Source organism: Streptomyces sp. Xyl84, from assembly GCF_059731885.1.
The window spans coordinates 5606845-5633114 of sequence record NZ_AP029182.1 but is presented as its reverse complement, the minus strand read 5'-3'; the positions used below and the strand labels follow the sequence as shown (position 1 = coordinate 5633114).

The following is a 26270-nucleotide window of genomic DNA, read 5'->3' as shown; positions in this document are numbered from 1 at the left end:
GGCGGCGCCCCCGTGGGCCGCCCTAGTACTGCAAGGACACTCCGTGACGTTGCAGTACTAGCCGACGAAGTACGTCGGGTTGGGCAGCTTGTAGGTCCGGTCGGCGTACCCGCCCTCGAGGTCGGAGTACTGGTCGCCGAAGTTGGCGACGATGTCGTACCCGAGGCTCTCGATGTGCTTGCGGGTGCCGGACTTGAACTGCACGGTGGTGCACTTCCAGGCGCCCGGCGCGGCGCAGCCGCTCAGGTACGCGGGCGGGTTGGCCGCGTCCTTGAGGAACATGTGGCCGGCGTCGAGGTTGACGTCGGCGCCGACCTTCTTCAGGTTCTCCACGGCGGCGGAGCGCTGGGCCTCGCTCAGGCCGGAGTTGTAGAAGACGGCGACGCCCTTCTCCGCGGCGTACCGCACGAGCGCGGGGCTGCCGAAGACCTCCGGCCGGTCGGCCTTGTCGACGTACGCGGCCCAGGTGGTGCCGTTGTAGCCGTAGTTGTTCTTCTTCTCGTAGTCCAGGCTGAGCAGCAGCGTGTCGTCGATGTCGAACACGACGGCCGGCTTCTTCCCCCGGTGCCCGTGCTGCGCCGCCCGCGCCGCCTTGTCGATCTGCCGCCGGGCCTCCGCGTCGATCCGCGCCAGGTCCTTCGCGTACGGGCTGTCCGCCGACGCCTGGTAGACACCGTCGGCGTCGAGCGCGGTGCCGTAGTAGGTGTCGATGTCCTTGGTGAGCAGGCCGATGTTGTACGGCTCATGGGTGGAGTTGACGGTGGCCTGCCCGGCGGTGGCGGCACCGGCACCGTAGAGGACACCGCCGGCGAGGGCGCAGGTGGCGGCGATCGCCGCGAGACGCAGTGGCCTATTCATGACAGGTTTCTACGCGCGTCACCCCCGTGGGCGCGAGCCTCGTTGCCCGATCGATATCTACCGGTGCGCGTGCCGTCGTCCGCCCGCGCCCCCGTGCGCCTGCGGCCGTCCTCATCGGTCCCGCCACGGCGCCCAGTCCCCCAGGTACGTCTCCCGGGTCGCCGTTCTCGCCTGCAGGCGCGTGAGTTGGGGGCGGTTGGCGGGGAAGGGGATGGCCGCGCCCGGGCCCTTGTCGTGGTGTTCGGCGAAGCGCTGGGACTGCCACGGGTGGGCGGCGGACATGTCGGTGTAGGGCGCCGCCGCGTCGACGGTCCGGCCCAGCCAGGTGTCGCGGACCGTCAGCATGGGGCGGGCCGTGGGGTCGGAGCTGGGGACCCAGGGGCGGGCCAGTTTGTAGGACGCGGCCGGGGCCTCGCCGGTGACCCGGCCGGCCGTGACCAGGTAGCCGCGCGGATTGGCGACGGCGGTGGAAGGGGCGAAGACGAAACCGTAGGGGGGCGTCGTCAGGTCGGTGCGGTTCAGGGTGCGGAACTCGCACCCTTCGAACACCGCCGTCGCGCGGCCGAAGACGAAGTCGACGTCGCCCTCGACGTAGCAGCGGGCGTAGTACTGGCGGGCGAAGGCCGTCAGGGAGGCCGTGTCCGCGTACAGGGTGTCCTGGTGGCCGAGGAAGCGGCAGCGGAGGAAGGCCGAGCGGTCGCCCAGGACCTTCGCGGCCACCGCCTGGGTGCCGGTGACACCCGGGTGAGCGGCGCGCAGCCAGTCGTTGGCGAAGGTGATGCCGTGTGCGGTGAAGCCGTCGGCCTTCAGGGTGGTGGTAGCCGAACCGGAGGTGCCGTAGGGGCCGGAACCGTCGGGTTTCGGGGTGCCGGCCGCGTTGTCGTACACGATCGTCACGTCGCGGGCGTCGTCCGTGGCGCCGAGCCAGGTCATGTCGGTGAGGGCGGCGGGGACGGTGACCGTCTCACGGTAGGTGCCCGCGGCCAGGACGAGTGTCCAGCCCGTCCCGGTCGCCGCGTCCACCGCCGCCTGGACGGTGGTGACGTCGCCGCGGCCGTGCGGGTCGACGTACAGGGTGCGGGGCGTGCGGCGGGCGGCCGGTGAGCCGTGGCGACCGAACGGGCGGGGGCGTCCGGCGGCGGCCCGCACGGGCAGGCCGGGGGCGGGCGGTGCGGGCAGCGCGGGCAGGCCGAGCGCGGCGGCCGCGGCGGCCGAGCCGCGCAGCAGGTTCCTTCTGGAGGGCATGCGGGTGCTCCTTCACGTCACGGGATGTCCGGGGGAGGGGCGGGCCGGGGCGGCGGGTGCCGCCCCGGCCCCCTGGGTCGTGTCGCGTCAGCGCAGGCGGCCCGCGCCCGCGCCGCGGCCGACGAGGGCCGGGACGGACCTCGGGGGGTCCACGTGCGTGCGCAGGACGGGCGTCCAGCCCGCGCCCGCCCGGAGGATCTCGGAGGGGACCTCGGCGTTGTGGACGGCGATCAGATCGGTGCGCCTGCCGTTGACGTAGTTGTCGGCGGCCGTCACCGGGGCCTCCTTCCACTTCTTCAGGATCAGGCCCGCGCCGGCTCCGCTCGGCAGGGTGAACGCGTTGTGCTCGGCGACGAGCTGCGACTCCATGCCGATGCCGTAGCTGTAGCCGTAACCGGGGCCCGCCACGAAGTGGTTGTCGTAGGAGTCGACCTGGCCGAAGCGGATCCGCGGGGCGCGCTCGACGAGGTTCGCGAACAGGTTGTGGTGGAAGGTGACCTTCAGGTGGCCGCGGTCGACGGCGGCGGTGGCGGCGCTGTCGCTGTTGCCGATCAGGATGGTCTTGTCGTGGTCGGCGAAGACGTTCCAGGACGCGGTGACGTAGTCCGCGCCCTTGACGATGTCCAGCTCGCCGTCGTGCTGTTCGTAGATCCGGCCGTAGTAGTGCGGCAGCGTGCTGTCGGGGTGGTCGCCGTCGGTGAAGGTGTCGTGGTCCATCCACACGTGGGTGGAGCCGTGGACGACGGCGCTGTCGTACTCGGAGTTCCAGTTGCCGTCGGCGGTGTCGGTCGGGTCCCACTGCGGGAAGCAGTCCAGCGGGCTCTCGAAGGTGAGGTTGCGGACGATGACGTTGTCCACCGACTTGATCTGCAGACTCGCGCCCCTGAAACCGGCCCCCTCGCCGACGCCGATGATCGTGGTGTCGGCGGGGACGTAGGCCTTGATGAAGGCGTCCTGGCGTGCCTGGGAGGCGCGGCGCAGGCCCTCGGGGCTGTCGTCGGGCTCGGCGGAGAGGTCCTTGTCGCGGCCCCAGGTCTCGGGGGCGTACGTCTTCAGGTAGGTGTCGAAGTCGTAGCCGGGGACGGCGAAGGAGTCGCAGCCCGGGCCGTCCGCGTCGATGGTCCCCCTGACCTTGATGATCTTCGGGGCGTCCCCGCCGGCGGCGAGGGCGGCCTTGAAGGCGTCCCACGTGGTGACGGTGTAGACGTGCGCGGCGTCGGCCCGCGCGCCGCCGGTCGTGCCGGTCCCGTAGGCGCCCCAGCCGTCCTTGGCGGCCAGCACCTGGCGGGCGGGGTCGGTGTGCTGCGGGCAGGGCTGGGCGGCGGCGGTGGCGGTGGCGGCCGCCAGCACCACGGCCGTGCAGCCCGCGGCCACCGCGGCCATCCGGCGGACGCGGGCCGCGGACCTCCCGCTGCCGCGCCCCACGGCGCCCTCGCTGACGTGATCATGACATCTCAGGGTACGCACTGTGCGGTTCTCCTCGCTTACGGGGCCGAAGCCGGCCAGGTGATCCAGGACGGGGGGATCTCGTCGTGCAGCCGGACGACGTCGTGCGGCGCGAGCACACGGGTGCGCAGCAGCTCCCGCGCGACCAGCCGTGCCACGGCGATGGCGCCCGGCGGGTTGAAATGCGTGTTGTCCTGCTCGGTGGCGGTCCAGTTGAAGTACGTCCTGGTCCGCTCGGCGCCGAGCCGCTGCCACAGCGCGAGCGACAGCGCCTCGACGTCGAGCAGCGGCACGCCCTCCGCCGCGGCCAGCGCGCGCATCGCCGCCGGGTAGTCGCCGTGGGTGGGCACGGCGTCGCCGGCCGCGTCGAACCTGCGCCGCTCCACCGGCGTGGCGAGGACCGGGCGGGCGCCGCGGGCGCGGGCCCCCTCGACGTACAGACGCAGGTGGTCCTGGTACGTCGTCCAGGGCTCGGTGTACCGGGCGGGGTCGGCGGTCTTCTCGTCGTTGTGGGCGAACTGGACGAGCAGGACGTCGTGCGGGCGGATCACGGAGAGGACGGCCGCGAGCCGACCCTCGTCGACGAAGCTCTTCGAACTGCGCCCGTTCACGGCGTGGTCGGCGACGGTGACCCGGTGGGCCAGGAAGAACGGCAGGGCCATGCCCCAGCCGGTCTCGGGGGCCTCGTCGGCGTACTTCCGGGCGGCGGTGGAGTCACCGGCGATGTGCAGGGTGCGGGCCGGGGAGCGGCGGCCCGCGGCCCGCGCCGTGCCGGGCGCCGCGAGGGCGGCCGGCACGGCGGCGAGGGCCGCGGCGGTGAGCTGTCTGCGGGAGGGGCCGGGGAGGCCGGCGGGGCCGGTGAGGGACATGCCGCCGGTCAGTCCCTCTGCTGCTTCCACTCGGCCTGCGCCTTGTTCAGCTGCCCGGCCAGCGTCTCCAGGAACTGCTTCGCGGTCATCTTGCCGAGCAGCAGCTTCTGGAAGTTCGGCTCGTTGTCCGCCTTGGAGATGGTGTTCCAGTCGGGCAGGTAGTACGGCAGCTGCACGATCTTCGTGTTGCCGCCGTTGAGCGCCTCGGCCGCCAGCTTCGTCGGCTCGGACCGCTGGATCCAGGCGTCCTGGGCGGCCTCCGTGTTGGCGGGCACCTGGCCGGCGGCCTCGTTGAACTTGGAGTTCTCCCCGGCCGAGACGGCGAACTCGATGAACTTCCAGGCCGCCGTCTTGTTCTTGCCGGCCTTGAACAGGCTGAGTCCGTCCACCGGGTTGGACACCTGGACCCGGCTGCCGTCGGCCAGCGTCGGGTTGGGGATGCCGCGGAACTTGTCCTTGCCCAGCGCCTTGAGGTGGTCCTGGTAGGAGCCGAGGTTGTGGCTCAGCATGCCGATGGTGCCGCTGTCCCACTGGGCGACCATCTTGGTGAAGTCGTTGTTGACGTCGGCGGAGGGGGTGTCCTTCTTGTAGAGCGCGACGTACTTCTCCAGGGCGGCCACGTTCTTCGGGTCGTCGACGGTGGTCTTGTCGCCGTTCCAGAACGAGGTGATGCCGCTCTGTCCGTAGACCGCGTCCAGGGCCGGGGCGATGGCGCCCTCGCCGCCGCGGATGGTGAAGCCGAAGGCGTTCTTGCCCTTGTCGGTGAGCTTGTCCGCGGCCTGGTAGAACTTCGGCCAGCTGGTCGGGGCGTCCAGACCGGCCTTCCGGAACAGGTCCGTGCGGTACCACAGCGTGCCGTTGTTCACGGAGGTCGGCACCTGGTAGAGGGTCTCGCCGCCGCCCGCCGCCTTGCTGACGCCGAGCAGGTTCCGGCTGAGCTTCCCGTTCAGCGTGCTCTTCGCCAGCCGCCCGTCCAGCGGCTCCAGCGCGCCCTGGGCCGCCAGCTCGGCGAGCATGGCGGTGCCCACGCCGCCGACGTCGGGCAGTCCGCCGCCCTGGATCGCGGTGTCGTACTTGGACTGGGCGCTCGCCGCGGGGATGCCGACGTAGTGGACCTTGATGTCCGGGTACTTCTTCTCGAAGTCGGCGATGACCTGCTTCCAGATGTCGGTGCGCACACCGCCGTTGTTGTCCCAGAAGGTGATCTCGCCCTTGCCGGACCCCTCGGCCCCCTCGGCGCCGCCCGACCCGCTGCCGTCGTCGCCGCAGGCGGTGGCGGTGAGCGCGAGCGCGGAGCCCAGCGCGACGGCGAGGGCGGCGCGGCGCCTGCTTCTGTGGATGGTGGTCTTCACTGATCGGCTCTTCATGGATCGGCTCTCTTCTTCCGGATGCGACGAGAAATCGTGAAGCGGTGCGGAGCGGGGCAGTCGTTGAGACCGGGAGATCGGTGAGGTCGGTGAGGTCGGGGCGTTCGTCGAGGTCGCGGGGTGTCCTACGGAGCGGTGACGCGGAACCGGGTGAAGCCGGCCGTCCCGGCGTGCCCCGGCCCGGCGGGCGCGCACGCGAACAGGCCGAGCAGGGCGCCGACCCAGCGCCAGGGGGTGGCGGCGAAGACCTGGCCGGAGGGCCGCAGGCCGTCGCCGAGGTTGTAGAAGAAGCGGCAGCGCGCCCCGGCGCCGATCTCGACGCGCAGCCCGGCCCGCCCGCCGGGTGCGGCTCGCGGGGAATCGGCGTCGCGTTCGCCGCCGCCGTCCCGCTCGGCGAACCGGTGCACCAGGCGGACGGTGCCGTCGCCCTCGCGCCGCAGCCCGATCCAGCAGTACGCGTCCCCGAGGACGGCAAGTCCCGCCCGCGCCCCCGGGCCGGTGCCGTCCAGTCGCAGTTCCGTCTCGACCGTGCAGGGCCGGCCCGGCAGCCGCTGGGTGAGGACATGGGGCAGCGTGCGCAGGTCGTCCGCGCCCTGCGAGCGGACGCAGGTCAGCCGCAGGCCGTCGCCCGAGTGGTGGGTGGCCCAGCCGTCGCGGGGGTTGGCGGTCCACTGCCACTGCCGGCCGTACCGGCCGCCGGGGAAGTCGTCGTCGGTGGCGGGCGCGGCGGGCGGCTGCGGCGGCAGGGCGGGTTTGCGGTGGACGGCGACGGGGGCGCCGTCGTCACCGATGACCGGCCAGCCGTCCCCGCCCTCCCAGCGCATCGGCTGGAGGTGGACGACCCTGCCGTACGCGCCGCGCTGCTGGAAGTGCAGGAACCAGTCCTCGCCCTGCCGGGTGCGCACCCAGCCGCCCTGGTGGGGGCCGTTGACGCCGGTGTCCTTCTGCTCCAGGACGACCCGGTGCTCGTAGGGCCCGAAGAAGTCGCGCGCGCGGAAGGCGCCCTGCCAGCCGGTCTCCACTCCCCCGGCGGGGGCCAGGATCCAGAACCGGCCGTCGTGCCGGTACAGCTTGGGCCCTTCGAGGGTGAACCAGCCGGGGATCCGGTCGGCGTCGACGATCACCTTGCCCTCGTCGAGGAGTTCGGTGCCGTCGGGGTGCATGCGGTGGCCGGTGAGCCGGTTCTTGACGCCGGAGCGGGAGCGGGCCCAGGCGTGCACGAGGTAGGCCTCGCCGGTCTCCTCGTCCCACAGCGGGCACGGGTCGATGAGTCCCTTGCCGGCCTTGACGAGGTGGGGGCGGGTCCAGGGGCCGCGGAAGGCGGGGGCGTTGATCTGGAAGATGCCGTGGTCGGGGTCGCCCCAGAAGATCCAGAAGCGGTCGTCGTGGTGGCGCAGGGAGGGCGCCCACACCCCCCGGTCGTGGCGGGGCAGGCGGAACCCGGCGTCCGGTTCGAGGCGTTCGAGGGCGTGCCCGACCAGGGTCCAGTTGACCAGGTCGCGGGAGTGCAGCAGCGGCAGTCCGGGGGCACGGCCGAAGCTGGAGGCGGTGAGGTGGTAGTCGTCGCCGACGCGCAGCACGTCGGGGTCGGACCAGTCGGCGTCCAGGACGGGGTTCGCGTAGGTGCCGTCGCCGAGGTCGGCGCCGGGCAGGCTCATCGGGTCACCGCCTCGCGGGCCAGGGCCGCCGCCTCGTCGCGGCCGAGCCGGCCGTCGGCGACGACGGTGACGACGCGGCGTACGACGCTCTCGCCGGGCGCGACGGCCAGCCGTTCGGCGCAGGCCAGCGAGGAGCCGACGCCCGGGTAGTCGGCGGCCCGTACGAACCAGGGGTCGCGGCGGGTGGCGTCGGTGGCCCCGGCGAACACCAGGGTCCAGGTGCGCCCCGCCAGGGCCAGCCAGTCGGCGCGGGTGCCGTGCACCGCCGCCTCGCCCTCGGCCGCGCCGGTGAAGGCGTGCGCGGGCTCGTCCTCCTTGCGGGCGCGCCAGAAGAAGCCGCCGTAGGCCGCGCCGGGGCGCCCGTTGGTGGCGGGGCTGCCGAGGGAGAGCGGGGCGCCGGTGACGTTGGTGAGGGAGAAGGCGAGGTCCAGTGACCAGGCGGTGCCGGTGAGCGGGGCGGCGGTGACGGTGCGGTGTTCCCTGAGCAGTTCGCGGCCGGCGGCCACCCAGCGCAGCTCCTCCTCGAAGCGGTCGCTCCCGCGGAGCGCGAACCCGGTGTGCCGCTGGGCGCCGTGGTTGTCCAGTTCGACCGGGCCCCGGTCGCGGACGAAGGTCCGGCCGCCCCAGAAGTTGTGCCCCTCGACGTCGGGGACGGCGACACCGACGCCGAGGTGGTGGAGGTGGTCGGCGGGGCTCAGTTCGGTGACGGCGGTGCCGGCCAGGGTGGTGACGGGGTGCAGGTAGGGGCGGGGGGCGAGCCGGTCGGGCAGTTCGGGCCGGGTGACGCAGCGGGCGACCGGGCGGCCCGCGACCCGCAGCACCGGGGAGTCGTTCGCTGTCATCCGCGGGTCATCTCCTTCGGCCGGCTCCAGGCGGCGCCGAGTTCGGAGTACAGGGAGAGGGTGTCGGCCGCGGCCGCGACGAGCCCGTCGACGCCGGGCACGGTCCGCCGGTGCTCGCCGGGAGGCGTCCGCCAGGCCGCGGCGGGCAGCGGCGCGGGGTCCGGCGCGGTGCGGACGGCTTCGACGAGCCGCATGAAGGCGCCGGTGGCGTCGGGCGGGGCCAGCAGGTCCGCCCCGGCGGTGAGGTGCGCGAGCAGGTTCTCCAGCAGGTCGGTGCGGCCGTGGTGGAACTCCTGCGGGCCGTGGCCGGCGCGTTGCAGCAGCACCCGGTCCTGCTTGTACCAGAAGGTGATCCGGCCGCTGGTGCCGTGCACCAGGACGTAGGGCTCGCCGGGGTGTTCGGCGCACAGGGTCGCGGCGACGGTGAGCGGTGCGCGGGTGGTGGTGAGGCGGGCGCAGGAGGTGTCGTCGGACTCGATGGCGTTGGCCCGCCACAGCTCGGTCTCGATGCGGGTGACGTCCTGTGCGCGGGTGGTGCCGAGCAGGGCGAGGGCGGTGGCGGTGATGTGGGCGAGCGGGTTGGTGAGGACGCCGTCGACCACGTCGGTGCCGTTCAGGCGGCGCCTGCCGGCCCAGGGGGCGCGCCGGTAGTACGCCTCGTCGCGTGCCCAGGCTCCGGCGCCGCCCGCTCCGGTGACCTCTCCGATCGCGCCCTGGGCGATCAGTTCCCGGACGGCGGGCACGGCGTGCGAGCCCAGTGACTGGAAGCCGATCTGGCAGGCCACGCCGGCCCGTGCGATCTCGTCGGACAGGCGCCGGAACTCGGCCATCGACGGCGTGGGCGGCTTCTCCAGGAGGATGTGCACGCCCCGCTCGGCGGCGGTGAGCGCCAGGCCGGTGTGGGTGGGGATGGGGGTGCACAGGACGGCGACGCGCGCGCCGGTGGTGTCCAGCAGGGCGCCGAGGTCGGCGGACTGCGCGGGGCTGCCCAGTCCGGCGGGGATCTCGCCGGCGGTGAGCGGGGCCGGTTCGCAGATGCCCACCAGCCGGACGAGGCCCTTCCCCTGGAGGCGGCGGAGGTTGTCGAGGTGGGTGCGGCCGTGGCCGCGGGCCCCGGCGAGCACGACCGGGACGGGCAGGGACAGGGGTGCGGGTGCGGTCGTCATCCCTTCACCGCCCCCGCGCTGAAGCCGGTGATCAGCCACTTCTGGATGAAGGCGAAGACGACGACCACCGGGACGGCGGCGATGATGCCGCCCGCGGCCAGGGCGCCGAGGTCGACGCTGTCCGCGCTCATCAGGGTGCTGAGGCCGACGGGGATGGTCTGCTTGCCCTGGTCGGACAGGAACATCAGGGCGAACAGGAAGTGGTTCCAGGCGTGCACGAACGCGAAGGAGCCGACGGCGATCAGTCCGGGCCGCAGCAGCGGCAGGACGACGATCCGGAAGGCGGCGAACCGGTTGCAGCCGTCCACCCAGGCGGCCTCCTCCAGGGAGGGCGGCACGTTCCGGATGAAGCCGCTGATCAGGATCATCGACAGCGGCAGCTGGAAGACGGTCTCGGCGACGATGACACTGCCCAGCGAGTTGATCATGGACAGCTTGGCGAAGATCTGGAAGAGCGGGACCAGCAGCAGCGCGCCGGGGACGAACTGCGAGCACAGCAGCCCCAGCATGAACGCCCGCTTCATCCGGAAGTCGAACCGGGCGAGCGCGTAGCCGCCGGCCAGCGCGACCACCGTGGTGAGCACCAGCGTCGCCAGGCCGACCAGGACGCTGTTCTGGAAGTAGGTGCCGAAGCTGCGCTCGGTCCACACCTTCTCGAAGTGGTCGAAGGTGACCGGCCAGGGCACCAGTGAGGTGGAGCCCGCCGGGCGCAGCGCGAACAGCAGGATCCAGTAGAACGGGATCAGGGTGAAGACCAGGTAGGCCGAGAGCGGCAGGTAGATGTGCCGGCGCGGTACCTCGTCCCAGGCGCGGCGCCTGCCGCGCGGGCGCTCGGGCGCGGGGGCCGCCCGTTCGGGCGCGGGGGCGATCTCGGTGATCACTTCTCGTCACCTCCGAACTTGCTCAGCCGCAGATAGACGATCGAGCAGAAGAGCAGGATCACGAACGCCACCGTGGTCAGGGCGGAGGCGTAGCCGAAGTTGTGGGCGTCGACGCTGGTGTTGGCGATGTAGAGCGGGAGGGTGGTGGTCTCGCCGGCCGGGCCGCCGCCGGTGAGGGTGTAGAGCAGGTCGACGTTGTTGAACTCCCACACCGCGCGCAGCAGCGTGGACAGGACGATGGCGTCCTTCAGATGGGGCAGGGTGATGTGCCAGAACTGCTTGAGGCGGCTCGCCCCGTCGACCTCGGCGGCCTCGTACAGGTCCTTGGAGACGGACTGGAGGTCGGCGAGGATGAGGATGGCGAAGAAGGGCACGCCCCGCCACAGGTCGGCGACGACCGCCGCCGGGAAGACGGTGGAGGTGTCCGACAGCCAGCTGGTGCCGTAGGAGCCGAGGCCCAGGTCGGCGAGGGTAACGGCTGATGCCGGTCTGGGAGTTGTAGAGCAGCACCCAGATCGCGGAGGTGAGCACCCCGGAGACGGCCCACGGGGAGAACACCAGCGCCCGGCCGAGCGAGCGGCCCACGAAGGTCTGGTTGACGATCAGGGCGAGGGCGAGTCCGAACAGGAGCTGGAGGCCGACCTCGACGACGACCCACTTGGCGCTGAAGGTCAGCGTGTCCCAGAACTGGGGGTCGTGGCGGAAGGCCTGGGTGAAGTTGTCGAGGCCGGCCCAGCCGTTGCGCCACGGTTTGGTGGGGTTGTAGTTGCGCAGGCTGTAGTAGAAGACGCTGAGCACCGGGTAGGCGATGAAGCCCAGCATGAGCAGGGCGGCGGGGGCGATCAGCAGGTAGGGCAGCCTGCGCGGCGTGGCGGAGGCCCGGCGCCGCCGGGGTGGCGCGGGCGGTTTCGCCACGGCTGCGGCTTGGGCCATGACTGTTCTCCGTTCGCAGTGGGGCGGATACAGCGCGTGCGGGAAGCGCTTGCTGTGTACACGTGATCGAGGGATCCGGGGGCTTGCCCGGTCCGGCGGGGAGTCAGCCCGCGTACGGGTCCGGAACGTTGCCCGGCCGGGCCAGGAACTCGAAGTCGCAGCCGGTGTCGGCCTGGGTGATCTGGTCGGCGTAGAGGGCGCCGTAGCCGCGTTCGTAACGCGCGGGCGGCGGGGTCCACTCGGCCCGGCGGCGCGCCAGCTCCTCGTCGTCGACCTCCAGCCGGAGGGTGCGCGCCTCGACGTCGAGGGTGATCGCGTCGCCGGTGCGGACCAGGGCGAGCGGCCCGCCGACGTACGACTCGGGCGCCACGTGCAGCACGCACGCGCCGTAACTGGTGCCGCTCATCCGGGCGTCGGAGATGCGGACCATGTCCCGCACGCCCTGCTTGAGGAGGTGGCCGGGGATCGGGAGCATGCCGTACTCGGGCATGCCGGGGCCGCCCTGCGGGCCCGCGTTGCGCAGCACCAGCACGCTGTCGGCGGTGATGTGCAGCGACGGGTCGTCGATGGTGCGCTGCATGGTCCGGTAGTCGTCGAAGACGACGGCCGGGCCGGTGTGCCGCAGCAGGTGCGGTTCGGCGGCGATGTGCTTGATGACGGCGCCGTCGGGGCAGAGGTTGCCGCGCAGGACGGCCACCCCGCCCTCGGGCGCGACCGGGTTGTCGCGGGGCCGGATCACGTCGTCGTCGTGCACCAGGGCGCCGGCGAGCTGTTCGCGCAGGCTGTCGTGGGCCGCGGTCGGCCGGTCCAGGTGGAGCAGATCGGGGATGCGGGAGAGGAAGCCGGGCAGCCCGCCCGCGAAGTGGAAGTCCTCCATGAGGTACTTCCGGCCGCCGGGACGGACGTCGGCGAGGACCGGGACCGTGCGGGCGATGCGGTCGAAGTCGTCGAGGGTGAGCTTCACCCCGGCCCGGCCGGCCATCGCGATCAGGTGGATGACCGCGTTGGTGGAGCCGCCGAGCCCGAGGACGGTGGTGACGGCGTCCTCGAAGGCCTCGCCGGTGAGGATGTCGCTCAGCCGGCGGTCCTTGTGGACGAGTTCGACGATCGTCATCCCGGCCCTGGCCGCCATCCGGTCGTGACCGGAGTCCACCGCCGGGATGCTGGAGGCGCCGGGCACGGTCACGCCGAGCGCCTCGGCGGCGGCCGTGAGGGTGGAGGCGGTGCCCATGGTCATGCAGTGGCCGGGCGAACGGGCCAGGCCGCTCTCCAGTTCGGCCATCTCGCAGTCGCCGATGAGTCCGGCCCGCCTGTCGTCCCAGTACTTCCACATGTCGGTGCCCGAGCCGAGGACCTCGCCCCGCCAGTGGCCCGGCAGCATCGGCCCGGCGGGCACGAACACGGCGGGCAGGTCGACGCTGGCCGCGCCCATGAGCAGGGCGGGCGTGGACTTGTCGCAGCCGCCCATCAGCACGGCGCCGTCGACCGGGTAGGAGCGCAGCAGCTCCTCGGTCTCCATGGCGAGCAGGTTGCGGTAGAGCATCGGCGTCGGCTTCTGGAAGGTCTCGCTGAGGGTGGAGACCGGGAACTCCAGCGGGAAGCCGCCCGCCTGCCACACCCCGCGCTTGACGGCCTGGGCGCGCTCGCGCAGGTGGACGTGGCAGGGGTTGATGTCGGACCAGGTGTTGAGGATCGCTATGACCGGCTTGCCCAGGTGCTCCTCGGGCAGGTAGCCGAGCTGGCGGGTGCGGGCGCGGTGGCTGAAGGAGCGCAGGCCGTCGGTGCCGTACCACTGGTGGCTGCGGAGGTCCTCGGGACGCTTGCGGGGCGCGCTCATATCGACCACCCGGCGGCGATGGCGGCGACCTCGGCACGTCCGCTCTCGGGCAGCGGCTTGCTGGGCGGGCGCACGTCCCGGCGGCACAGGCCGAGCGAGGCGAGGGCCTCCTTGACCACGGTGACGTTGTCGGCGGAGCCGCCCGCCGCGCGCAGTTCCTCGAAGCGGCGGATCTGCTCCCACACCTTCATCGCGGCCGGGTAGTCGCCGGCCCGCAGCGCCTCCAGCATGTTCCGGGAGACGGCGGGGGCGACGTTGACCAGGCCGGAGGTGAAGCCGGTGGCCCCGGCGGAGAAGTACGAGGGCGCGTACGGCTCGGCGAGACCGGCCACCCAGACGAAGCGGTCCAGGCCCGCGTCCCGGGCGAACGCGGCGAAGCGGGCCGCGTCGGGGACGGCGTACTTGACGCCGACGACGTTGGGGCAGGCGTCGGCGAGTTCGGCGAGGCGGGCGCCCGGCAGCTGGGCGTTGCGCAGGTAGGGCACGACGCCCAGGTCGGGCACCGCCTCCGCGATGGCACGGTGGTAGTCGACCCAGCCGCCCTGGGAGACGTAGGGGTGGACGGGCTGGTGGACCATGACCATCTGCGCGCCCAGTTCGCGGGCGTGCCGGGCGGAGGCGACGGCGGTGGGGATGTCGTGGCCGACGCCGACGAGGACGCTCGCCCGGTCCCGGCTCTCCTCGACGGTCAGTTCGGTGACCAGTCGGCGCTCCTCGGGCGTGAGGGCGTAGAACTCGCCGGTGTTGCCGCACGGGGTGAGGGTGGTGATGCCGCCGTCGAGCAGGCGGTGCAGCAGCGCCCGGTGGGCGTGGCGGTCGACGGAGCCGTCCTCGGCGAACGGGGTCACCGGGATCGCCACCACCTCGGCCAGGGCCGCCCGCTGGGTCTCGAAGGTCGCGCCGCTCATGTCCGGCCCTCCTCGGCGGGGTTGTCGAGGGCGTCCGGGGTGTCGAGGACCCCGGGGAAGGCCCGGTGCACGAAGGAGGCGATGTGGGAGTGCAGGGCGCGGGCCGCGCCGTCGGCGTCGCCGTCCAGGGCGAGCCGCAGGATCTCCCGGTGCTCGGCGGCCTCCTGCTCCCAGGAGGGGTCGGCGGACCAGGCGACGGCGGAGACCAGCGCGGCCTGGTCGCGGACCTCGTCGAGCATCCGGCCGAGCAGCGGGTTGCCGCAGGGCAGGTACAGGGCGCGGTGGAACTCGCGGTTGGCCAGCGAGCGTTCGGCGGTGTCCGTGGCCTCGTCGGCGCGCCGCAGGGCGTCCTGGGCGGCGTCGAGGGAGGCGGCGCGCCGGACCGAGCGCCGCAGCGCCTCCGGCTCCAGCAGCAGGCGTACGTCGTAGACCTCGCGCGCCATGTCCGCGTCCACCATGCGCACGGTGACGCCCTTGTACTGGTTCATCACCACCAGTCCGGTACCGGCCAGGGTCTTGAGCGCCTCGCGCACGGGGGTCTTCGACACCCCGAACTGTGCGGCGAGTTCGGTCTCGACCAGCGCCTGCCCGGGGGTCAGCTGCCCGGTGAGGATGCGGTGTTTGATCCCCTCCTGCACGAACTGCGTGCGGGAGGGGATGGGCGTGGGCACAGAGGTCATGCGCGCCTCTCGGATCTCGCGTATCGCGTCTCATATATGACGTACGAAGTACGACGCGATGAAGGTAAGAGGGGCGCGGGACTTCGTCAACGCTTCTGACAGAAAAAGGGGTTGAGGGAGCCGACGCGGAGCGAGGGAGCCGACGTGGACGGCCCGGGGCGGGGGCCTGCCGGGCGGGGGCGAGGACCCTGCCGGACTTGGGCGGTGCCCTGCCGGGCGGGGCGGGAGCCCTGCCGGGCGGAGGCATGGAGGGTCGGGGGCGCGTCAACCCGGTGAAGGCCGCACGCGGCTCGGACGCTGCCCGGGGGTGACCGCCGCCGCCGGCCCGGGAGGCCTGGTCCGGCGGCGGCAGGGCGGCCCGGCGGGGGCCCGGCAGAGGCAGAAGCCCGCAGGACGGAGGCGGAGGGCCGGCGGGGACGGGGGCGGGGCAAGGGGAGAGGCCCCGCAGGGGCGCGGTTGTCCGCACCGATCCCGGGCGGGCGCCACCGGGACCGCCCGGAGCCGGACACGGCGTCCGCTTCGGTGCGCGGCGGGGACAGCCGGAGTGCCGGCTCCGGCGGCGGCCGGGGTGAAGGGGGCGGCTGCGGGCCGGGGCCCGGGGGGTCAGGGGTAGGGCTGCCAGTTCGGGTTCCGGCCGCTCAGACCCACCGCCCGGTCCAGGAGCGGGGCGTGCTCGGGGACGGGGACGACGGGCCCGAAGATGCCGGCGCCCCGCCCCGGGTCCTGGCCGGCCGCGGCGCGCAGGAAGCCGTACGCCGCCTGGAGCGCGGCCGGATCCGGCTCGTAGGCCTGGCCGGTGGCGCGGGCCAGGTCCCAGCCGTGGATCACCAGTTCGTCCGCGACGACGGCGCCGGCGACCTCCCCCGGCAGGTCGACGCCGCCCGCGCGGGTCATGCCGGTCCAGGCGGCCGGATCACGCCATGCCCCGGCGAGGTCGTCGAGCACGCGCGGCAGTTCCTCGCGCCAGCCCGGCCCGACGTCCGGCACGGTCGTGTCCGGGCGGGTGTCGGTCGTGGCGCCCAGGTTCTTGCGGGCGGCGTCACGGAAGGCGACGGACAGGCCCAGCAGGTGACCCAGGAGATGGCGGGCCGCCAGGTCCGGGCAGGGCGTCGGGGCCGAGAGGTGCTCCTCGCGCACTCCCCGCGCCAGCCGGGCCACGACAGCAGCCTGTGGTCCCAGATCGAAGATCGGTTCGGTCATCGCCTGCTCCTTGAGATCGCGGGAGGTCTTCCCTCACCACAGGGGCAGACCGCCCCCGGCACCGGATCTCATCGGCCGCCGGCCCGGCGGTACGTGCGGGGTTCCGGACGCCGGGGTCGGTGGGCTCGGCCGCGCGCCGGACCCCGTGGCCCGGACCGTCCGCTCCCCGCCTCAGCACCGGGCGGCCCCCGGCCCCGCGCAGGCCCCCGCTCAGGCCGCCAGGCGGGTGCGTCCGGCGTCACCGCAGGCCGGGACCGGCCGCCCCCGGAACATGACGGATGCCGCACCGCGGTCCCCCGCCCGCGCGGTGCGCGCACCGGGGCACCTGCCCGATCCGCACGGCGGGACCTCAGCCGCACTCTCAGGAGGCATGACGACGACCGACGTGACGTTGCCGCCCCTGCTGCGCGTGCTGCGCGACCGGCGGGCGGGGCTGTGCCTGGCGGCCGTGGTGGTCTCCGGCTTCGGGACGTCCGCGCTGTGGCTGGCGTCCGGCGTGTGGGCCAAGGACCTCACCGGTTCCACCGGGCCGGCCGCGCTGTGCCTGGTCGCGATGTGGGCGCCCACCCTGGCCGGGCCGCCGCTGGGCGCACTCGCCGACCGCGCCCGCCGCAAACCCCTGCTGGTCACCACGAACCTGCTGCTCGCGGCCCTCCTCCTGCCCCTCCTCGCGCTGGCTTCCCCCGGCCGGCTCTGGCTCCTGTACGCGGTGCTGTTCCTCTACGGCGCCCTGGGCGTGGTGGTCGACGCCGCGCAGTCCGCGCTGGTCGCCGAGGCCGTCGACCCGGCGCTGCTCGGCGACTTCAACGGACTGCGGACGACCGCGACGGAGGGCATGAAACTGCTGGCCCCGCTGGCCGGGGCGGGCCTGTACGCCGCGTACGGCGGCGCCTGGGTGGCCCTGCTCGACGCGGTCACGTTCGTGCTGGCGGCGGCCCTGTACGCCCTGCTGCGCGTCCGCGAGCAGCCGCCGCGGCGACCGGCCGGCTCCTGGCGGGCGCACACCGCCGAGGGCGTGCGCCGCCTCTGGTCCGATCCGCGTCTGCGCCCGCTGGTGCTGGCCGGCGCGGCCACGATGCTGTGCGCGGGCGTGAACGGCGCACTGGTCTACACGGTCGTGGACTCCCTCGGTCACGCACCCGCGTACGCGGGCGTGCTGTACGCCGTCCAGGGCGCCGGTTCGGTGGTGACCGGGCTCGCCTCGGGCGCCGGGCTGCGCCGTCTGGGCGGGCGCCGGTTCGCGGCGTACGGGATCGCCCTGACGGCCGTCGCGGTGGCCCTGCGGGCCGTTCCGTCCGACCCGTTGGTGCTGGGCTGCTGCGCGGCGATCGGGGCGGGGCTGCCCTGCGTGCTGATCGCCGCGTTCACGGCCGTGCAGCACGGGACACCGGGTGCGCTGGTCGGCCGGGTGACGGCGACGGCGCACACCCTCGTCCTGGTGCCGAACGTCGTGGGCCTGGCGGTGGGCGCGTGGCTGGCCGGGAGCGTCGGCCACCGGCTCCTGCTGGGCGTGCTGGGCGCGGCCCTGCTGACCGTGTCGGCCGCCCTGGCGGCCCCGGCCCACGGGCCGCAGGACCCCCCGGCGGCGGCCACCGACACCCCCGGCACCGGCACCGGCACCGGCACCGGCACCGGCACCGGCAGCACGTGACCGGGCGCCCGCCCGCGGCCGGCCCGTCGCCCCGTCCCAGCCCCCGGCCTCACACCCGCGCGAGTGCGGCCCGCGTCGCCGCCAGGTCGGCGTCCGAGGCCAACCCGGCGTGGTAGAGCCGCAGTTCGCTCGCGCCGAGGTCCCGGGCGCGGGCGGCGTCGGCGGCGAGGCCGGCCGGGTTGCCGCCCATGCCGGAGACGATCGTCAGGTTGGCTGCCAGGACGGCGTCCGCGCGCCCCTGCCCGGCGAAGGGTGCGAGCAGGCCCGCACCGCCCGTGCAGGGCACCACGACCCCGTCCGCGACGGACAGGACGTGCGCGGGGTCGACGCCCGCGTTGGCGCCGCAGTGGTAGGAGACCGGGTCGGCGTGCAGCAGCACCCGGAAGCCCTCGGGCGCCGCCGCGCGGACCGCCGCGACGGCCTCCTCCTGGAGGGTGCGCGCCCTCTCGTCGCGCCACGCGCGCGTGCCCGCCGCCTCGCGCGCGCCGAGCAGCTTCTCGACCGCGGGCCAGCCGTCCCCGGAGGGCGCCCCCCGCCACACCGGCTCCAGCGCGGTGCGCACGGCATCCGCCAGGGCGTCCGCGTCCAGGCCCTGTCCGCCGTAGCCGGCGCGGCAGGCCGGGCAGAAGCACAGGGACATCAGGTACTGCCCGGCGTCGCCCAGGCCGACCCCGGCGGTCTTGTCGTGGGCGTGCAGGTGGGCGAGCCCGTACCAGCCGAGGGACTCCAGTTCGGTGCCGCGCGCGCCGGGCCGTACGGCGGCCTCGGCGGCCAGGTCGACGAGGTACGCGCGGGTGGCGGGCTGGGCGATGCAGGGCGCCCACGGGTAGCGGTCGCCGTAGGCGTTGACGACGGAGGTCCCGGGGTGTTCGGCGCCGAGCCGCGAGTTGTGCGCGAGGACGACCCAGGTGTGCACCTCGAGCCCGGCCGCGGCCAGTGCCCGCGCCGCCTCGCCGTACGCGTCCCCCGGCGCCCAGTCACCGGCGGGCCGGGGGCGCAGCGCCCGCCCCTGCCAGCGGTCGCCGGGCGGGTAGAGGACGGCCGCGTACTCGGCGGTGACCACGCGGTGGCGCGGGTGACGGGGGGTCAGCGCCCGTGTGGAGTGGTAGGCGGCGGCCAGGGTCACCGCTGTCACGCCGAGCCCGGCGATGCGCTCCGCCGCCGCCGGATCGCCGTTGACGTCCCAGGGGTAGACGAACGCCGACGCCCTCACGCGTCACCCCCGAGCAGCGCGTATCCGCGTTCGATGAGCCGGGCGAGCTGCTCGACGTGGTCCTCGGCCGGTTCGTGCAGCGGCGGCCGCACCTCGCCCACGTCCAGCCCCCGCAGCCGTACGCCCGCCTTGACCAGGGAGACGGCGTACCCCCTGCCCTGGGCGCGCAGTTCGACGAAGGGACGGTAGAAGCCGTCCAGGAGCCGGTGCGCGGTGGTGTCGTCGCCGTCGCGCAGCGCCCGGTGGAAGGCGAGGGCGATCTCGGGGACGAAGCAGAAGACGGCCGAGGAGTAGAGGGTGATGCCGAGGCCACGGTAGGCGAGCTGGGTCTGTTCGGCGGTGGGCAGGCCGTTGAAGTACAGGAAGTCGCCGGGGACTTCGGTGCGCACCGCGCTGACGACGCGCTGCATGAGGTCCAGGTCGCCGAGGCCGTCCTTGAGGCCGATGACGCCGTCGGTGCGGGCCAGGGCGACGGCGGTGTCCGGGGTGAACACCGCATTGTCGCGCTGGTAGACGATGACGGGCAGCGCGGTCGCGGCGGCCACTTCGCGGTAGTGCCGCAGCAGTCCTTCCTGTGCGGCGGCGACGAGGTAGGGCGGCATGGCGAGCAGGCCGTCCGCCCCGGCGGCCTCGGCGAGGCGCGCGTAGCGCACGGCGAGCGCGGTGCCGTACCCGGCGCCCGCCACGACCGGGACACGGCCCTCGGCCGCCTCGACGGCGGCGCGGACGCAGGTCTCGAACTCCTCGGGCGTCAGCGCGTGGAACTCGCCGGTGCCGCAGCACGCGAAGACGGCGGCGGCACCGGCCTCGACCCCTTGGCGCACATGGGCGCGGTAGGCGTCCAGGTCGAGGGCGCCGTCGTGGCCGTAGGCGGTGACGGGGAAGAACAGCGGCCCGCTGGGGATGCTGAGGCGTTCGGCGAGGGGGGCTGACGGCACGGGCTCTCCCTAGGGGCAGTCACTCACGCTTCTGATCGATGTCCATATTCATGAACAAGCCCACGCTAAGCGGCCCTCACCTGGCCGGTCAAGCGGGCGATCCGGCGAGCGGCAGCGGATTTCCCCCGTACGCGGCACACTTGACGGCGCGCGCCCGCGATCCCTAGCGTGTCCATGCATGTGAATCGCGTCCACGCATACGGCTTTCCCTGTACTCCCGTACGCGTGGCTCCCGCCGCCCCGTACGCCCGGTTCACGTCCCCGCACACGGCTGGTTGACGCAAGGAGACCGTAGATGCCCGCTCCCCGCACCGTTCTGCTCACCGGCGCCGCCGGCGGGCTCGGCACCCTGATGCGGGACCTGCTGCCCGAGTACGGCTACACGCTCCGCCTCCTCGACATCCGGCCGATCGAGGGCGAGCCGGACGCCGTCACCGCCGACCTCGGCGACAAGGAGGCCCTGCGCGCCGCGGTCCGGGGCGTCGACGCGATCGTCCACCTCGCCGGGATCTCGCTGGAAGCCCCGTTCGAGAAGATTCTCAAGGCCAACATCGAGGGCACGTACAACCTGTACGAGGCGGCCCGCGAGGAGGGCGTCGGACGCATCGTCTTCGCCTCCTCCAACCACGCGATCGGCCACACCCCCCGCCCGCGCGGCGACGACCCGCTGATCCCGGTCGACACCCCGCGCCGCCCCGACACCTTCTACGGCCTGTCGAAGTCGTTCGGCGAGGACCTCGCCCAGCTCTACTGGGACAAGCACGGCCTGGAGACCGTCTCCGTGCGCATCGGCTCCTGCTTCCCCGAGCCGACCAGCGTGCGCATGCTCTCGGTGTGGATGAGCCCCGCCGACGGCGCCCGCCTCTTCCACGCCGCCCTCACCGCCGAGCACGTCGGCCACACCGTCGTCCACGGCTCCTCCGCCAACACCCGCCTGTGGTGGGACCTGTCCACCGCGCGGGCGCTCGGTTACGAACCGCGGGACGACTCCGAGCCGTACGCCGCGAAGCTCATCGCCGAGCAGGGCGAACTCGACCCGGACGACAAGGCGCACGCCTACCTGGGCGGCCACTTCGTGACCGACCCGCCGATCTGGCCCTACTGACGCCCCCCACCGGGCTCCCCTGACGCCCCAGGCCCCGCTCCGCTCACGGCCTCCGGTTCCCCTGACGCCCGCGCCGATCCGGCGCCGCCGACGCCCGCGCCGATCCGGTCACGCCGGCCGCCCCGCCGGCCGGTCGAGGGCCGCTCCGCACGGCCGGGAACCACCCCTGCCCTCACCGGTCCCAAGGCGCGCGGGCACCGAACGGGCCCGCCCGCCTCCGCGTACGGGCATCCGCCGTGCCCGATCCCACCTCCGGCCGGGCAGCCCCGCAGGTCCGAGACGGACACGCACCCCCGGAAACGGGCACACCCGGGCAGCATCGAGCCCGCAACAGACCTGGTCGGCGCCGCGCACCCGCTGTACAACTGTGCCCCGAGGGCCCCACCGGGCCCGAACGGGCAACGCCAGGAGGGCAGGTGCAGACCATGGGCGCGCGGACCGCGGAGGAACGGCAGCGGGAGATCGTGCGGACCGCGCGGGCCACCGGCCAGGTCGACGTCACCGCGCTGGCCGGCGAACTCGGCGTGGCCAAGGAGACCATCCGCAGGGACCTGCGCGCCCTGGAGGACCACGGTCTCGTCCGCCGCACCCACGGCGGCGCCTATCCGGTGGAGAGCGCCGGCTTCGAGACGACCCTCGCCTTCCGGGCCACCAGCCACGTCCCCGAGAAACGCCGGATCGCCGCGGCGGCGGCCGATCTGCTCGGGGACGCCGAGACGGTCTTCGTGGACGAGGGGTTCACCCCGCAGCTGATCGCCGAGGCCCTGCCGAGGGACCGGCCGCTGACCGTGGTCACCGCGTCCCTGCCGGTCGCGGGCACCCTCGCCGGGGCCGCGAACGTGTCGGTGCTGCTGCTCGGCGGCCGGGTCCGGGCGGGCACGCTGGCCACCGTCGACCACTGGACGACGAAGATGCTCGCCGGTTTCGTCCTCGACCTCGCCTACATCGGCGCCAACGGCATCTCCCGCGAGCACGGTCTGACCACCCCCGACCCGGCCGTCAGCGAGGTCAAGGCACAGGCGATGCGGGCGGCCCGGCGCACCGTCTTCGCCGGAACGCACACCAAGTTCGGCGCGGTCAGTTTCTGCCGGTTCGCCGAGGTCGGCGCGGTGGAGGCGATCGTGACCAGCACCCTGCTCCCGGCGGCCGAGGCCCACCGCTACGCCCTGCTCGGCCCGCAGGTCGTCCGGGTCTGAGACCCGGCCCGCCCCGCCGCCCGGCCGCGCCCGTCCGGGCACCCGGTCCCGGCCGCCGCTGCCGCGGAAGACCCCCGCACGCCGTGGCGGCACACCCTGCCGCACCCCTTGTCTCCCCCTCCATCCCACTCCCCTACGTCCAGGAGCGATCCATGCGAACCCAGAGCCGACGGCGGCCACCGCGAGCGACACTCGCCCTGGCCGCCGCAGGGACGCTGCTCGCCCCGCTGCTCTCCGGCTGCTGGGTCGGGGCGGGCGGAGCCGGTTCCGGCGGCGACTCCATCAACGTGCTGATGGTCAACAACCCGCAGATGACGGAGTTGCAGAAGCTCACCGCCGCGCACTTCACCAAGGAGACCGGCATCAAGGTGAACTTCACCGTGCTGCCGGAGAACGACGTCCGCGACAAGATCAGCCAGGACTTCGCCAACCAGGCGGGCCAGTACGACGTGGCCACCCTCTCCAACTACGAGATCCCCATCTACGCCCGCAACGGCTGGCTGCACGCGATGGACTCCTACGTCGCCCGCGACCGGGGCTTCGACCAGCAGGACGTCCTCGCGCCGATGCGCCAGTCCCTCACCGCCGACGACGGCAAGCTCTACGGCGAGCCCTTCTACGGCGAGTCGTCCTTCCTCATGTACCGCAAGGACGTGTTCGCGGCCAAGGGCCTGACCATGCCCGCCCACCCCACCTGGCAGCAGATCGCCGGCCTCGCCGCGAAGGCCGACGGCGCCCGCCCCGGGATGAAGGGCATCTGCCTGCGCGGCCTGCCCGGCTGGGGCGAGCTGATGGCACCCCTCACGACGGTCGTGAACACCTTCGGCGGCACCTGGTTCGACAAGGACTGGAAGGCGCACCTGGACTCCCCCGAGTTCACCAGGGCGACGAAGTTCTACGTCGACCTCGTCCGGCAGCACGGCGAGTCGGGCGCCGCCCAGTCCGGGTTCGCCGAGTGCCTGAACAACATGACCCAGGGCAAGGTCGCCATGTGGTATGACGCCACCAGCGCGGCCGGATCCCTGGAGGCCAAGGGCTCGCCCGTCAAGGGCAAGGTCGGCTACGTCCCCGCACCGGTGGAGAAGACCCGGTCCTCCGGCTGGCTCTACACGTGGGCCTGGGGCATCCAGCAGGCCTCCCGCAACCCGGACAAGGCCTGGAAGTTCGTCTCCTGGGCGTCCGGCAAGGAGTACGAGCAGCTGGTGGGCAGGACGTACGGCTGGTCGAACGTCCCGGCCGGCAAGCGCGCCTCCACCTACGGGAACCCCGCCTACCGCGCTCAGGCGGCCGCCTTCCAGGAGATGACGAAGAACGCCATCGAGAACGCCCGCCCCAACGATCCGGGCGTCCAGCCGCGGCCCGCGCCCGGCATCCAGTTCGTCGACATCCCCGAGTTCACCGACCTCGGCACCAAGGTCTCCCAGGAGATCAGCGCGGCCGTCGCCGGACGCCAGTCCGTCGAGTCGGCCCTGAAGAAGTCCCAGCAGCTCGCCGAGAAGATCGCCAAGGAGTACGAGGGACGATGACCGCCACGACCACGGCCCCCGTGGCCGCCACCGAGCCGCTCGCGCCCCGGCGGCCCTCCCCCCGGCTGCGCGCCTGGGCCACCCGCGCCCCGCTGCTGCCCGCCCTCGTCTTCATGATCGCCGTGACCCAGCTCCCGTTCGTGGCCACGCTGGTGATCTCCTTCTTCGACTGGAACGCGCTCTACCCCAAGGCCCGCCGCTTCACCGGCCTGGACAACTACCAGCAGGTGCTCACCGACGCGGACCTGCGCCACTCGGTGTGGACGACGGTCCTGCTGACCGTGGCGGTGGTGCTGGCCAGCCTGGTCCTGGGCCTGGCCCTCGCCCTCCTCCTGGACCGCCGCTTCCCCGGCCGGGGGGCCGTGCGCACCCTGCTGATCGCCCCGTTCCTCGTCGTGCCGGTCGCCGCCGCCCTGCTGTGGAAACACGTGCTCTACAACCCCGAGTACGGTCTGCTCAACGGCCTGCTGCACTACGTCGGCGGGCCCCAGCCGGACTGGATCTCGAACACCCCGCTGCTGGCGGTCGAGGCCTCGCTGGTGTGGCAGTGGACGCCGTTCATGATGCTGATCCTGCTGGCCGGCCTGCAGAGCCGCGACCAGCAGCAGATCGAGGCCGCCCGGGTGGACGGCGCCGGCGACTGGCAGATCTTCGTCCACCTCACGCTGCCGCACCTGCGCCGCTACCTCGAACTGGGGGCGCTGCTCGGCTCGATCTACATCGTGCAGAACTTCGACGCGGTGTTCACCCTCACCTCCGGGGGCCTGGGCACCGCCAACCTCCCCTACACCGTCTACCAGAGCTTCTACCAGGCCCACGAGAACGGACTGGCCTCGGCCGCCGGTGTCCTGGTCGTCATCGGCTCGATCGTCATCGCGACCTTCGCCCTGCGCGTGGTCTCGTCCCTGTTCCGCGAGGAGGCGTCCCGCGCATGAACGTCCTCAAGCGCAACGGTCTCGGCCTGGTCGCCTGGCTGGCCGGCATCGTCTTCTTCCTGCCCATCGCCTGGATGGCGCTGACCTCCTTCCACTCGGAGGCGGACGCGGCGACCAACCCGCCCTCCTTCGCCGCCTCCCTCACCCTGGACGGCTACCGCGACTTCTTCGGCAGCGGCGGCGGCCCCAGCCCCTGGCCCGCGCTGGTCAACTCGGCGGTCGCCTCGGTGGTGTCGACGCTGTTCGTCCTGGTCCTGGCCCTTCCGGCGGCGTACGCGCTGTCGATCCGGCCGGTGAGGAAGTGGACGGACGTGCTGTTCTTCTTCCTCTCCACCAAGATGCTGCCGGCGGTGGCCGGCCTGCTGCCGATCTACCTGTTCGCCAAGAACACCGGGATGCTGGACAACATCTGGCTGCTCGTCATCCTCTACACCTCCATGAACCTGCCGATCGCGGTGTGGATGATGCAGTCCTTCCTCGCCGAGGTGCCGGTCGCGGTGATCGAGGCGGCCCGCGTCGACGGCGCGCGCCTGCCCACGATCCTGGCCCGCGTGGTCGCCCCCATCGCCGTCCCCGGAATAGCGGCGACGGCGCTGATCTGCTTCATCTTCAGCTGGAACGAACTGCTCTTCGCGCGGGTGCTCACCGGCGTGGTCGCCGAGACCGCCCCCGTCTTCCTGACCGGTTTCATCACCAGCCAGGGCCTGTTCCTGGCCAAGGTGTGCGCCGCGTCGCTCGTCATCTCCCTGCCGGTGCTCGCCGCGGGGTTCGCCGCCCAGGACAAACTGGTCCAGGGCCTGTCGTTGGGAGCCGTGAAATGAAGGCCGCCGTCATCGAGTCCGTGGGCCGTGCCGTCGTCACCGAGGTCCCCGACCCGACGCCCGGGCCGCGCGAGGTCGTCGTGGAGGTCGCCGCCTGCGGCCTGTGCGGGACGGACCTGCACATCCTGCAGGGCGAGTTCGCGCCCAAGCTGCCGATCGTGCCGGGCCACGAGTTCGCCGGCCGCGTCGTCGCCGTCGGCACCCAGGTCACCGAGGTCGCGGCGGGCGACCGGGTGGCGGTGGACCCGTCCCTGTACTGCTACGAGTGCCGCCAGTGCCGCACCGGCCACAACAACCTGTGCGAACGCTGGGCCGCGATCGGCGTGACGACGGCGGGCGGCGCCGCGCAGTACGCGCTGGCTCCGGTCGCCAACTGCGTCAAGCTCCCCGAGCACGTCCGCACCGAGGACGCGGCCCTGATCGAGCCGCTGTCCTGCGCGGTGCGCGGCTACGACGTCCTGCGGTCCCGGCTCGGCGCCCACGTCCTGATCTACGGCTCCGGGACGATGGGCCTGATGATGCTGGAGCTGGCCAAGCGGACCGGCGCGGCGAGCGTCGACGTGGTCGACGTGAACCCCGCCCGGCTGGAGACCGCCCGCGGTCTGGGGGTCTCGGCGTCGGCCGCGAACCCGGACGAGCTGGACCGGCCGCAGGGCTGGGACCTGGTCATCGACGCCACCGGCAACGCGGCGGCCATCCAGGACGGCCTGGGCCGGGTCGCCAAGGCGGGCACGTTCCTCCAGTTCGGCGTGGCCGACTACGCCACCCGGGTGGAGATCGACCCGTACCGCATCTACAACCAGGAGATCACCATCACGGGCTCGATGGCGGTCCTGCACAGCTACGAACGCGCGGCCGAACTCTTCGCCAACGGCGTGCTGGACCCGGACGTCTTCATCAGCGACCGCCTCCCGCTGGAGAGCTACCCGCAGGCGCTGGAGCAGTTCGCGGCGGGGGTGGGCCGCAAGATCGTCGTGGTGCCGTAGGACACCGTG

Annotated in this window: 22 protein-coding genes and 1 pseudogene; 7 read left to right on the top strand and 16 right to left on the bottom strand. The window is 73.4% G+C overall.

The window, feature by feature from the left end; all coding sequences use genetic code 11:
• Positions 1-57: 57 nt before the first annotated feature.
• The 14 genes and pseudogenes from AC6I72_RS24420 to AC6I72_RS24355 form a co-directional block, all read right to left on the bottom strand.
• Positions 58-858 carry an HAD family acid phosphatase gene (locus AC6I72_RS24420; protein ID WP_498003324.1) on the bottom strand — a complete coding sequence of 267 codons (801 nt, stop codon included), beginning with the start codon at positions 856-858 and terminating at the stop codon, positions 58-60.
• A gap of 111 nt (positions 859-969) precedes the next feature.
• A complete protein-coding gene (locus AC6I72_RS24415) occupies positions 970-2103 on the bottom strand; it encodes a pectinesterase family protein (protein ID WP_498003323.1) in 1134 nt (377 codons plus the stop codon).
• An 87-nt stretch (positions 2104-2190) separates the two neighbouring features.
• Positions 2191-3486, bottom strand: a complete 1296-nt coding sequence (locus AC6I72_RS24410) for a pectate lyase family protein (RefSeq protein ID WP_498004807.1) — start codon at positions 3484-3486, stop codon at positions 2191-2193.
• A 101-nt stretch (positions 3487-3587) separates the two neighbouring features.
• Positions 3588-4418, bottom strand: a complete 831-nt coding sequence (locus AC6I72_RS24405) for a rhamnogalacturonan acetylesterase (RefSeq protein WP_498004806.1) — start codon at positions 4416-4418, stop codon at positions 3588-3590.
• Between the two features lie 8 nt (positions 4419-4426).
• Positions 4427-5770 (bottom strand): ABC transporter substrate-binding protein, encoded by a 1344-nt coding sequence (locus tag AC6I72_RS24400; protein WP_498004805.1) that lies wholly within the window; start codon positions 5768-5770, stop codon positions 4427-4429.
• A gap of 140 nt (positions 5771-5910) precedes the next feature.
• Positions 5911-7443: a glycoside hydrolase family 43 protein gene (locus AC6I72_RS24395; protein ID WP_498003322.1), complete on the bottom strand. Its 1533-nt coding sequence runs from the start codon at positions 7441-7443 to the stop codon at positions 5911-5913.
• Positions 7440-8285, bottom strand: a complete 846-nt coding sequence (locus AC6I72_RS24390; RefSeq protein WP_498003321.1) for a DUF6807 domain-containing protein — start codon at positions 8283-8285, stop codon at positions 7440-7442. Before AC6I72_RS24390 ends, AC6I72_RS24395 begins: the two co-directional genes overlap by 4 nt.
• Positions 8282-9451, bottom strand: coding sequence for a Gfo/Idh/MocA family protein (locus AC6I72_RS24385; RefSeq protein ID WP_498003320.1), 1170 nt, complete (start codon positions 9449-9451; stop codon positions 8282-8284). The genes AC6I72_RS24390 and AC6I72_RS24385 overlap by 4 nt, the downstream gene beginning before the upstream one ends.
• Positions 9448-10332, bottom strand: coding sequence for a carbohydrate ABC transporter permease (locus tag AC6I72_RS24380; protein WP_498003319.1), 885 nt, complete (start codon positions 10330-10332; stop codon positions 9448-9450). The genes AC6I72_RS24385 and AC6I72_RS24380 overlap by 4 nt, the downstream gene beginning before the upstream one ends.
• Positions 10329-11265: pseudogene (locus AC6I72_RS24375) on the bottom strand (carbohydrate ABC transporter permease). The gene AC6I72_RS24380 and the pseudogene AC6I72_RS24375 overlap by 4 nt, the downstream one beginning before the upstream one ends.
• A gap of 103 nt (positions 11266-11368) precedes the next feature.
• The gene (araD, locus tag AC6I72_RS24370; protein WP_498003318.1) at positions 11369-13102 is read right to left on the bottom strand and encodes an L-arabinonate dehydratase; all 1734 of its coding nucleotides are present in this window, start codon (positions 13100-13102) and stop codon (positions 11369-11371) included.
• Positions 13099-14010 (bottom strand): dihydrodipicolinate synthase family protein, encoded by a 912-nt coding sequence (locus tag AC6I72_RS24365; RefSeq protein ID WP_498003317.1) that lies wholly within the window; start codon positions 14008-14010, stop codon positions 13099-13101. The genes araD and AC6I72_RS24365 overlap by 4 nt, the downstream gene beginning before the upstream one ends.
• The gene (locus tag AC6I72_RS24360; protein WP_498003316.1) at positions 14007-14690 is read right to left on the bottom strand and encodes a GntR family transcriptional regulator; all 684 of its coding nucleotides are present in this window, start codon (positions 14688-14690) and stop codon (positions 14007-14009) included. The genes AC6I72_RS24365 and AC6I72_RS24360 overlap by 4 nt, the downstream gene beginning before the upstream one ends.
• A gap of 603 nt (positions 14691-15293) precedes the next feature.
• Entirely contained in the window at positions 15294-15890 is a 597-nt protein-coding gene (locus tag AC6I72_RS24355; RefSeq protein ID WP_498003315.1) for a TIGR03086 family metal-binding protein, read from the bottom strand.
• Positions 15891-16260: 370 nt separating this feature from the next.
• Here AC6I72_RS24355 and AC6I72_RS24350 point away from each other — a divergent pair, with 370 nt between their 5' ends.
• Positions 16261-17541: an MFS transporter gene (locus tag AC6I72_RS24350; protein ID WP_498003314.1), complete on the top strand. Its 1281-nt coding sequence runs from the start codon at positions 16261-16263 to the stop codon at positions 17539-17541.
• A gap of 49 nt (positions 17542-17590) precedes the next feature.
• Here the strand turns inward: AC6I72_RS24350 and AC6I72_RS24345 are convergent, their stop codons facing one another.
• Both AC6I72_RS24345 and AC6I72_RS24340 read right to left on the bottom strand, forming a co-directional pair.
• Positions 17591-18754, bottom strand: a complete 1164-nt coding sequence (locus AC6I72_RS24345; RefSeq protein WP_498003313.1) for a hypothetical protein — start codon at positions 18752-18754, stop codon at positions 17591-17593.
• On the bottom strand, positions 18751-19692 hold the full coding sequence (locus tag AC6I72_RS24340) for a 5-dehydro-4-deoxyglucarate dehydratase (RefSeq protein ID WP_498003312.1): 942 nt from the start codon (positions 19690-19692) through the stop codon (positions 18751-18753). The genes AC6I72_RS24345 and AC6I72_RS24340 overlap by 4 nt, the downstream gene beginning before the upstream one ends.
• 295 nt (positions 19693-19987) lie before the next feature.
• Here AC6I72_RS24340 and AC6I72_RS24335 point away from each other — a divergent pair, with 295 nt between their 5' ends.
• From AC6I72_RS24335 to AC6I72_RS24310, 6 genes are all read left to right on the top strand, one after another.
• Complete coding sequence (locus AC6I72_RS24335; RefSeq protein WP_498003311.1) at positions 19988-20797, top strand: NAD-dependent epimerase/dehydratase family protein; 810 nt, start codon at positions 19988-19990, stop codon at positions 20795-20797.
• Positions 20798-21222: 425 nt separating this feature from the next.
• Complete coding sequence (locus tag AC6I72_RS24330) at positions 21223-21993, top strand: DeoR/GlpR family DNA-binding transcription regulator (protein WP_498004804.1); 771 nt, start codon at positions 21223-21225, stop codon at positions 21991-21993.
• 152 nt (positions 21994-22145) lie between these two features.
• The gene (locus AC6I72_RS24325) at positions 22146-23519 is read left to right on the top strand and encodes an ABC transporter substrate-binding protein (RefSeq protein ID WP_498003310.1); all 1374 of its coding nucleotides are present in this window, start codon (positions 22146-22148) and stop codon (positions 23517-23519) included.
• The gene (locus tag AC6I72_RS24320) at positions 23516-24454 is read left to right on the top strand and encodes a carbohydrate ABC transporter permease (RefSeq protein WP_037860823.1); all 939 of its coding nucleotides are present in this window, start codon (positions 23516-23518) and stop codon (positions 24452-24454) included. Before AC6I72_RS24325 ends, AC6I72_RS24320 begins: the two co-directional genes overlap by 4 nt.
• Entirely contained in the window at positions 24451-25275 is an 825-nt protein-coding gene (locus AC6I72_RS24315) for a carbohydrate ABC transporter permease (protein WP_498003309.1), read from the top strand. Before AC6I72_RS24320 ends, AC6I72_RS24315 begins: the two co-directional genes overlap by 4 nt.
• Positions 25272-26261, top strand: a complete 990-nt coding sequence (locus AC6I72_RS24310; protein WP_498003308.1) for a zinc-dependent alcohol dehydrogenase family protein — start codon at positions 25272-25274, stop codon at positions 26259-26261. Before AC6I72_RS24315 ends, AC6I72_RS24310 begins: the two co-directional genes overlap by 4 nt.
• The last annotated feature ends 9 nt before the right edge of the window (positions 26262-26270 follow it).

Excerpts from the sequence above, each read along its gene's own strand:
- AC6I72_RS24390 (WP_498003321.1), bottom strand. The coding sequence starts at position 8,285 with ATGACAGCGAACGACTCCCCGGTGCTGCGGGTCGCGGGCCGCCCGGTC.
- AC6I72_RS24330 (WP_498004804.1), top strand. The coding sequence starts at position 21,223 with ATGGGCGCGCGGACCGCGGAGGAACGGCAGCGGGAGATCGTGCGGACC.
- AC6I72_RS24325 (WP_498003310.1), top strand. The coding sequence starts at position 22,146 with ATGCGAACCCAGAGCCGACGGCGGCCACCGCGAGCGACACTCGCCCTG.
- AC6I72_RS24350 (WP_498003314.1), top strand. The coding sequence starts at position 16,261 with ATGACGACGACCGACGTGACGTTGCCGCCCCTGCTGCGCGTGCTGCGC.
- AC6I72_RS24420 (WP_498003324.1), bottom strand. The coding sequence starts at position 858 with ATGAATAGGCCACTGCGTCTCGCGGCGATCGCCGCCACCTGCGCCCTC.
- AC6I72_RS24315 (WP_498003309.1), top strand. The coding sequence starts at position 24,451 with ATGAACGTCCTCAAGCGCAACGGTCTCGGCCTGGTCGCCTGGCTGGCC.
- AC6I72_RS24335 (WP_498003311.1), top strand. The coding sequence starts at position 19,988 with ATGCCCGCTCCCCGCACCGTTCTGCTCACCGGCGCCGCCGGCGGGCTC.
- AC6I72_RS24385 (WP_498003320.1), bottom strand. The coding sequence starts at position 9,451 with ATGACGACCGCACCCGCACCCCTGTCCCTGCCCGTCCCGGTCGTGCTC.
- AC6I72_RS24320 (WP_037860823.1), top strand. The coding sequence starts at position 23,516 with ATGACCGCCACGACCACGGCCCCCGTGGCCGCCACCGAGCCGCTCGCG.
- AC6I72_RS24410 (WP_498004807.1), bottom strand. The coding sequence starts at position 3,486 with ATGGCCGCGGTGGCCGCGGGCTGCACGGCCGTGGTGCTGGCGGCCGCC.
- AC6I72_RS24415 (WP_498003323.1), bottom strand. The coding sequence starts at position 2,103 with ATGCCCTCCAGAAGGAACCTGCTGCGCGGCTCGGCCGCCGCGGCCGCC.
- AC6I72_RS24405 (WP_498004806.1), bottom strand. The coding sequence starts at position 4,418 with ATGTCCCTCACCGGCCCCGCCGGCCTCCCCGGCCCCTCCCGCAGACAG.
- AC6I72_RS24310 (WP_498003308.1), top strand. The coding sequence starts at position 25,272 with ATGAAGGCCGCCGTCATCGAGTCCGTGGGCCGTGCCGTCGTCACCGAG.
- AC6I72_RS24355 (WP_498003315.1), bottom strand. The coding sequence starts at position 15,890 with ATGACCGAACCGATCTTCGATCTGGGACCACAGGCTGCTGTCGTGGCC.
- AC6I72_RS24365 (WP_498003317.1), bottom strand. The coding sequence starts at position 14,010 with ATGAGCGGCGCGACCTTCGAGACCCAGCGGGCGGCCCTGGCCGAGGTG.
- araD (WP_498003318.1), bottom strand. The coding sequence starts at position 13,102 with ATGAGCGCGCCCCGCAAGCGTCCCGAGGACCTCCGCAGCCACCAGTGG.
- AC6I72_RS24360 (WP_498003316.1), bottom strand. The coding sequence starts at position 14,690 with ATGACCTCTGTGCCCACGCCCATCCCCTCCCGCACGCAGTTCGTGCAG.
- AC6I72_RS24395 (WP_498003322.1), bottom strand. The coding sequence starts at position 7,443 with ATGAGCCTGCCCGGCGCCGACCTCGGCGACGGCACCTACGCGAACCCC.